Annotated in this window: 7 protein-coding genes, 1 tRNA gene and 1 pseudogene; 8 read left to right on the plus strand and 1 reads right to left on the minus strand. The window is 61.6% G+C overall.

Features of this window, described 5'->3' with window-relative positions; genetic code table 11:
• The 7 genes and pseudogenes from AC5P5R_RS21980 to AC5P5R_RS22010 all read left to right on the plus strand — a co-directional run.
• On the plus strand, window positions 1-1,981 hold a 1,981-nt coding region (locus tag AC5P5R_RS21980; RefSeq protein WP_495226445.1), incomplete at its 5' end, for an RHS repeat-associated core domain-containing protein.
• Window positions 1,982-2,099: 118 nt separating this feature from the next.
• Window positions 2,100-2,408 (plus strand): hypothetical protein, encoded by a 309-nt coding sequence (locus tag AC5P5R_RS21985; protein ID WP_012481520.1) that lies wholly within the window; start codon window positions 2,100-2,102, stop codon window positions 2,406-2,408.
• Between the two features lie 47 nt (window positions 2,409-2,455).
• Window positions 2,456-3,282 (plus strand): annotated as a pseudogene (locus AC5P5R_RS21990) (RHS repeat-associated core domain-containing protein); the annotation flags it as partial.
• A 282-nt stretch (window positions 3,283-3,564) separates the two neighbouring features.
• Window positions 3,565-3,735: a hypothetical protein gene (locus AC5P5R_RS21995; RefSeq protein WP_154329644.1), complete on the plus strand. Its 171-nt coding sequence runs from the start codon at window positions 3,565-3,567 to the stop codon at window positions 3,733-3,735.
• Between the two features lie 14 nt (window positions 3,736-3,749).
• The gene (locus AC5P5R_RS22000) at window positions 3,750-4,217 is read left to right on the plus strand and encodes a hypothetical protein (RefSeq protein WP_224119307.1); all 468 of its coding nucleotides are present in this window, start codon (window positions 3,750-3,752) and stop codon (window positions 4,215-4,217) included.
• A 644-nt stretch (window positions 4,218-4,861) separates the two neighbouring features.
• Window positions 4,862-5,359 carry a hypothetical protein gene (locus AC5P5R_RS22005; protein ID WP_224119306.1) on the plus strand — a complete coding sequence of 166 codons (498 nt, stop codon included), beginning with the start codon at window positions 4,862-4,864 and terminating at the stop codon, window positions 5,357-5,359.
• Complete coding sequence (locus tag AC5P5R_RS22010) at window positions 5,356-5,805, plus strand: hypothetical protein (RefSeq protein WP_043034236.1); 450 nt, start codon at window positions 5,356-5,358, stop codon at window positions 5,803-5,805. The genes AC5P5R_RS22005 and AC5P5R_RS22010 overlap by 4 nt, the downstream gene beginning before the upstream one ends.
• An 82-nt stretch (window positions 5,806-5,887) precedes the next feature.
• On the opposite strand, the gene AC5P5R_RS22015 is transcribed toward AC5P5R_RS22010, so the two are convergent.
• Window positions 5,888-5,964: transfer RNA gene (locus AC5P5R_RS22015), tRNA-Arg, on the minus strand.
• A 149-nt stretch (window positions 5,965-6,113) separates the two neighbouring features.
• Here AC5P5R_RS22015 and ubiA point away from each other — a divergent pair.
• A complete protein-coding gene (gene ubiA / locus AC5P5R_RS22020; protein WP_005411493.1) occupies window positions 6,114-7,007 on the plus strand; it encodes a 4-hydroxybenzoate octaprenyltransferase in 894 nt (297 codons plus the stop codon).
• The last annotated feature ends 185 nt before the right edge of the window (window positions 7,008-7,192 follow it).

Raw genomic sequence — 7,192 nt, forward strand, 5'->3', positions numbered from 1 at the left:
CGCCCTGCAGCGCGTGACCAGCCAGCAGTACGATCCGCTCAACCGACTGGCGCAGACCCTGCAGGATGTCGGCGGCGTGGCGGCGGAGATCCGCAGCCAGTACAACGCGCTGGACCAGGTCACCCAGGTCACCGACCCGAAAGGCCTGCATACGACCTATGCCTACAACGGGTTCGGTGACCTGACTGGGCAGGTCAGCCCGGACAGTGGCGCCAGCAGCTTCACCGTGGACGCCGCCGGCAACCGCAAGACGGCCACCGATGCACGCGGCGTCACCGCCACCTATCACTACGATGCGCTCAACCGCCTGATCGGCATTGCCTATCCAGACCCCAATCTGGACGTGGGCTACAGCTATGACGTGGCACCGACTGCCTGTGCCACCGACGAGCGCTTTGCCAAGGGACGCCTGGGGCAGGTGCTGCATGCCAATGGCAGCACCCAGTACTGCCACGACCGCTTCGGCCAGGTCACCCGTAAAGTGCAGACGATCAATGGTGTCGCCAGCACGCTGCGCTACGCCTACAGCAAGTCGGGCCGTCTGACTGCGTTGACCTACCCCGACGGCAGCGTGGCCGACTACGTGCGTGATATCCAGGGCCGCATCAGCCAGATCGGCCTGACCCGGCCCGGCCAGGCGCGCCAGATCGTGGTGAACAACGTGACCTACGCGGCCTTCGGTCCGGCGACAGGCTGGACCTACGGCAATGGCCGCCAGCTGCAGCGTCCGTTGGACCTGGACTATCGACCGCAAGCGGTGCACGACCCGGCCGCGGGCGGCCTGTCGCTGGGCTACGGCTATGACCCGGTCGGTTCGATCACCGAGCTGAAGAACGGCACAGGCTCAACGGTACTCGCCAAGTACGCCTACGACGCGCTGGGTCGCCTGACCCAGACCCAGGACGGCGCGACTGGCACGCCGATTGAAACCTATGCGTATGACGCCACCGGCAATCGCACCGCGCTGACCACTTCGGCGGGCACTGCCAGCTACACCTATCCCGCAACCAGCCACCGGCTGACCGCCGTGGACGGCGAAGCGCGCAACCATGACGCGGCGGGCAACACCACCAGCATCGGCAGCAAGACGTTCACCTACAGCGATGCCAATCGCATGAACGCGGTGAAGCAGGGTAATGCCGCACTGGAGAGCTACGGTTACAACCATCGCGGCGAGCGCGTGCTGCGCAGCCCGGCCGGTGGCGCTGCTCAGATCACCCTGTATGACGAAGCAGGGCAATGGCTGGGCAACTACTCGGCCACGGGCCAGGCGCAGCGGCAGGCCATCTGGCTGGACAACTATCCGGTAGCGCTGATCAATGTGCCGGCCACCGGCGTGCCTGAACTGGCCTACGTGCAGCCGGATCATCTGGGCACACCGCGCGTGGTGATCGATCCGGTACGGAATGTCTCGATCTGGGAGTGGAGCAACAAGAGTGAGGTGTTCGGCAACCAGATTCCGAGTGCCGATCCCGATGGCGATGGTGTGGCGTTCGAGCTGGCGTTGCGCTTCCCCGGCCAGCAGGCGACGGATTCGAGTGGGTTGTTCTACAACTACCAGCGCGAGTACGACCCGGCGGTGGGGCGGTATTCGCAGAGTGATCCAATTGGGTTGGATGGGGGAATCTCAACCTTCAGTTACGCGGATCTCACTCCACAGGCTAAAGCGGACCCGCTCGGATTGGCGACATGGACTGGAACCATGACGTTTGCGGGCACTGGCGTAGGGATTGTAGGTGGTGTGGGTGGTGCAAGACTGACCCTTACGTCCGAATGTCTCAATGGCCGTCAGGCGTCCGTCGAACTCGGCTTTGCTGGGGTTGGCGTCGGCACTGGATCTCCCATCTCCGTCACCGTCTCTAATGTCACTCTCACTGGAGGCAACCTGATGTATGTCGATCCAAGCGAATTGCTCGGAGCTTCTTCCATTCTTTCGTTGGGAGCAGCGGCCGGTGGGGGGGGGGCTCTCTGTCAACCCTGAGGATTGGCGATGTATCTTCATTTGGAATTGGGGGCCAGGGGGGGTGGGATGCCTCGGCGAGCTACCTGATTGGGCGAAGCAGATTCATGGGGAATGGAGTTACCTGGAGCGACTGCGAATGTCATTAGAATCAGTTTTTGAAGCCCTTTGCATGCTCGCTATCGCAACGTTGTTGATAGCTTTCGTTTCGCGAATTTTTCTGGTTTGGGAGTTAAGGAGAAATTCCCCTGAACTGTGGGACACCCTTGGCAGACCTGCGATCCTGGAGCGAGATCATTTCTTAACCAAGTATCCGATCTGCGGATGGAAGCGGGTTCATAACGGCGCATCAGGAGTGCGCAAGTTGTTCCTCTTGGTGTTCTGGTTCTCGTTCCTTGTGTATCTCATATCGCTGATTCCCCTGATCGTGATCTGGATTATGCGCTGATCCTCTTCCGTTGGTCTGAAGCCATTGCGCTATGCTCTGTCCCGCGGGCCAATTACGATTGCGACACGCTGGGCCGCCTGACCCAGACCCAGGACGGCGCGACTGGCACGCCGATCGAAACCTACGCGTATGACGCCACCGGTAATCGCGCTTCGCTGACCACTTCGGCGGGCACTGCCAGCTACACCTATCCCGCAACCAGCCATCGCCTTGCCGCCGTGGATGGCGAAGCGCGCAACCATGATGCAGCGGGCAACACCAACAGCATCGGTAGCAAGGCGTTCACCTACAACGATGCCAACCGCATGAACGCGGTGAAGCAGGGCGATGCCGTGCTGGAAAGCTACGGTTACAACCATCGCGGCGAGCGCGTGCTGCGTACTCCAGCCGGTGGCGCAGCTCAGATCACCCTGTATAACGAAGCAGGGCAGTGGCTGGGCAACTACTCGGCCACGGGGCAGGCGCAGCAGCAGGCCATCTGGCTGGATAACTACCCGGTGGCGCTGATCAACGTGCCGGGCACCGGCGTGCCGGAACTTGCCTACGTCCAACCAGATCATCTGGGCACGCCGCGCGTGGTGATCGATCCGGTACGGGACGTCGCGATCTGGGAGTGGAGCAACAAGAGTGAGGTGTTCGGTAACCAGATTCCGAGTGCTGATCCGGATGGCGATGGTGTGGCGTTCGAGCTGGCGCTACGATTCCCGGGCCAGCAGGCCACGGATGCGAGTGGGTTGTTCTACAACTACCAGCGGGAGTATGACCCGGCAGCGGGGCGCTATTCGCAGAGTGATCCGATGGGATTCGACGGGGGGTATCTACCTTCTCCTATGTATCAGCTGATCCAGTGCAGGCGGTTGATCCGCTCGGACTGCTGGCCAATTGCATTTGCGTGGATGGTGGAGTTCATATCGACATCCCTATTCGCTTCAGTGCTGAGGGAGCTACTCCTGAGACTTTGAGTAAAATGATAAATGCAATTGAATCGACCTGGTCTGCGCCCGGATTTACAGTGACTGTCAGCCAGCCGGAGAAAGGTCGGTTAAACCGTGTTGAGGTTCCGCTGGGGAGGGGGGGGGCCGTAACTGGAGGCAGTGTCGGTAAATGGTATGCAGGAAACACTGAGTGGACGGCTGCGCACGAAGCAGGGCATTTGATGAAATTCAAGTACGATGGTCGTTTTGATATGTACGATGTGGTGTCGCAGGCGCCGTCTCGTTCTACCAAGCCCGTTCCGGGGTGGGAGGGAAACATCATGGCAGAGCATCTTGGCGTTCCAGACGATAGGGTTCGGGACGCTATCAAGAAGCGGTTGGGGTGCAAATGATGGTGAGTCTACGCGTGGCTGCGCTCCTTCTTCCATTGCTCGGAGGCTGTGGCACTAGCCAGATCAAACACATTGAATGGAACTCAGATTGGGTGGACTTTTCATCGGATGAGATCATTCCTGGGAACTCGACGACACTTCGAAGTGACCGCTTGGCCACCTTGAATCCGCAGAGCGAAAAATCGATTGCTCAGTGGATGCTCGATCAGAACTTGAGCATCATCCAAGCATCGGATGCTGCTGAGAAATTCGCGCCACTACAGTTGAATGGGTTAGTGCCGGCAGAGGGGGAGACTGTTTATCTCGTCAGAGCGGCCTCGGGTGCAGGAGGCGGGAGTTTTGTCGGCTACATAAATGACAATGGAATTCTCATCTTGTACGGGGTAATGGGAAGTTGTGGGGAGCAAGTGCATCGAGTGGTTGCTGTGAGCCTGAGTAAGAGGCCTGCCAAGTTCTTCGGAGGGTGTTCAGGAGCGCTTTGAAGATTCTTATGTGTGTGGGTCTGAGGTGGGAATAGGGAAGTGGGAATTTCATTTGCGAGCGCTCTGTTGGTGTGTTTGCGGGCGGGGGCATAGATTGCAGCTGTTGAGCGGCTTGGCGACACCGTGGTCTTCATTGAGGCCTCTGTCGGCGCAGAAGATTGCACTTCTAGTAGAGGGCGCTTGGGAAGGCCGGTTGATTCCTGTCAAATCATGACTCTTGAGCAGAGCTTCCCGGGACGATCGAGCTATCGATCACAGGCGTAACAGTAGACCGCTAGGCCAGATGGGGACGGGCTGTTCTTTTTCATGCGAATCCATGGTGGGTGCGGAGCGATTGGCCGTTGTGGCGCATTGATCGATTGAGGGCATCACCCCACGGCGGACGCACCGCTTGGCTTGAGCTGGGGCAGGTTGCGGGGCATGTAGGCCGGCAGGGAGCTGACGCAGGGATGGATTACAGGACGGATCACCATCGGGCCAACGCAATGGGCTCTACCGTGCGTGCAGCTAGATGAACATCATGGATCTTGTACTCAGCGAACTGCTTTCCCGGTTCGGTGTCGACAGTGACTCGGGCAGGCAGGTACTCTCGAGCGCTGCGCGATGGGCTGCGTGAGTAGGCCGCCAAGCAGGAGGCAAGGTGCATGAGCTCCCGCGCTCCTCCACAACAGAACGCGATCGGCCTGCACGCCTCGGAGAGGTACAAGATGAAAGCGAGGCAGATTCTTCGGTACGGGCTGGCCTACGCGGTGTCGTGTGGAGCACTCTGGCTGTTCCTGCACTTTGTGGGCAGGGCGCTTTACGCCTTCGACTCACATCAGGTTTTCTTCTGGCTGTATGCCGTCAGCCTTCTGTTGCTGGGAATTGGCGCACGGGTTCCCGCCGCTGGCCGCCTGACGTTCAGGCGGCTTGCCAAGGGGGCTGGCTTGGGGCTGCTCGCGGGCCTTCTGGCCCAGGTCGTGGTACTTGTACTGGAAGCCTACAGATTCAGCGGATTCAGGCCATCGCTGCTCTGGCAGGTACCGGTTTCGCTGACGGTGATCAGCGTCGTGCTGCTCACGCCGCTCTGGGGCGTAGTGCTGGTTGCCCTCACCGCCGCATTCCGCCGCGACAACCACCCACATCAGGCCTCGAACCCATGAAGCGCCTGACTGCCTTTTGCCTCGCGGCCGCACTGACATCCTGTGCGGCGCATCCGAACCGCACGACGAAGTGTCAGCCGGCCCAATTCACTTACATCGGCACCGAGAGCATCGACGGGCTGACCTATGGGCGCTTCCAGGTCAGCCACAACGCTGGTCAGCCGCTTCAGCTGTGGGTGGATGAGAGACGCAGGTTGAACTCAAGGACCGCTCGCGCAGAGATGAGGCGCACAGGCGAAGATGCCTGGCGGCCTTACAACGTGATCCTTGAGGAAATCACACCGGGAGCGATCGGGGTGTCGATCGGGCAGGATGAACAGCAGAGCGTTCTGTTCGATGGTGATGGCCTGTTCCTGCCCGGCGCATCCAGCGCGGGCGCGAATTACTCCATCGTGGTACAGGACGCTGCCGGTTGCGAACATCGCTCGGCAACGTTCATTCCCTGACATTCCTGGCGGCGAGCCGGATTCCTTGCGACTTCGCAGCATCGCCCGGTTGGGACGCTGCGTACAGGCAATGAAGGAAAAATGGCGCGCCCGGAGGGATTCGAACCCCCGACCAATGGCTTCGGAAGCCACTACTCTATCCGGCTGAGCTACGGGCGCGTTGTAGAACCGCCGCGCCGTCGGCCAGTGCCGGGGCGGGCGTCGCAGCGCCATGAGGCGGTGCGGGACCGGCATTCTATCCAGTTTCGTCGAACAAATCTCCCCCCACCGGCAAAGCCCTGCCGGAGGGGCAGGAGTATCCTATCGCCATGGCTGATACCCCCCTCACTTCGCCGCAGTCGCCGGCGACGCCGCGTTGGCGGCATTACTGGAGTCTGATGCGTGCTGATCGCCCGATCGGCACGTTGCTGCTGCTGTGGCCCACCTGGTGGGCGTTGTGGCTGGCTGCCGGCGGCCTGCCGCCGCTGTGGACGCTGTTCGTGTTCACCGCCGGCGTGTGGCTGACCCGCTCGGCCGGTTGCGTCATCAACGACTACGCCGACCGCTGGCTCGACCCGCACGTGGAACGCACCAAGGCGCGTCCGCTGGCCACCGGCGCAATCAGCGGCCGCGCCGCGCTCGCTCTGTTCGCGGTGCTGATGCTGGTGGCGTTCGGCCTGGTGCTGACCCTGAACGGGCTGACCATCGGCCTGAGTTTCATCGGCGTGTTCCTGGCCGCCAGCTACCCGTACCTGAAGCGCTACACCCACCTGCCACAGGTCTACCTGGGCATGTCATTCGGCTGGGGCATCCCGATGGCCTTCGCCGCCGTGCAGGGCGAGGTGCCGATGCTGGGCTGGCTGCTGTACGCCGGCAACATCCTGTGGTCCACCGCCTACGACACCTGGTACGCCATGGTCGACCGCGAGGACGACCTGAAGATGGGCTCGCACTCCACCGCGATCCTGTTCGGTGATCTCGATCTGGTCATCCAGGGCGTGCTGTACGCGCTGTTCCTGGCCACCATGGCGCTGGTCGGCGTGCGTGGCGGGTTGGGTGGGTACTATCTGGCCGGCGTGGCCGTGGCCACCGCGCTGGTGGTGTACGAGTTCTGGATCTGCCGCAACCGCGAGCGCGGCCCGTGCTTCAAGGCGTTCCTGCACAACAACTGGGTGGGTGCCGCGCTGTTTGCCGGCATCGCCGTGGATCTGGCACTGCGTTGAGCCCAAGGTGAGGTAGGGCCGGCCGCTGGCCGGCTGCACCCGTGCGCGATCTCGAGGTTGCCGGCCAGCGGCCGGCACTACCGCCACCCACTACCTGCGACCGTCCCCAGATCTGGTAGAGCCGGCCGCTGGCCGGCTGCACGACCATCCCAATTGGGAAATTGCCGGCCAGCGGCCGGCGTTAC

The organism is Stenotrophomonas sp. YJH_SMC_19, assembly GCF_059367915.1.

Bases quoted from the DNA above. Each gene is read 5' to 3' on its own strand.
- AC5P5R_RS22010 (WP_043034236.1), top strand. From the start codon at position 5,356: ATGAAGCGCCTGACTGCCTTTTGCCTCGCGGCCGCACTGACATCCTGT.
- ubiA (WP_005411493.1), top strand. From the start codon at position 6,114: ATGGCTGATACCCCCCTCACTTCGCCGCAGTCGCCGGCGACGCCGCGT.
- AC5P5R_RS22005 (WP_224119306.1), top strand. From the start codon at position 4,862: ATGAGCTCCCGCGCTCCTCCACAACAGAACGCGATCGGCCTGCACGCC.
- AC5P5R_RS21985 (WP_012481520.1), top strand. From the start codon at position 2,100: ATGTCATTAGAATCAGTTTTTGAAGCCCTTTGCATGCTCGCTATCGCA.
- AC5P5R_RS21995 (WP_154329644.1), top strand. From the start codon at position 3,565: ATGAAATTCAAGTACGATGGTCGTTTTGATATGTACGATGTGGTGTCG.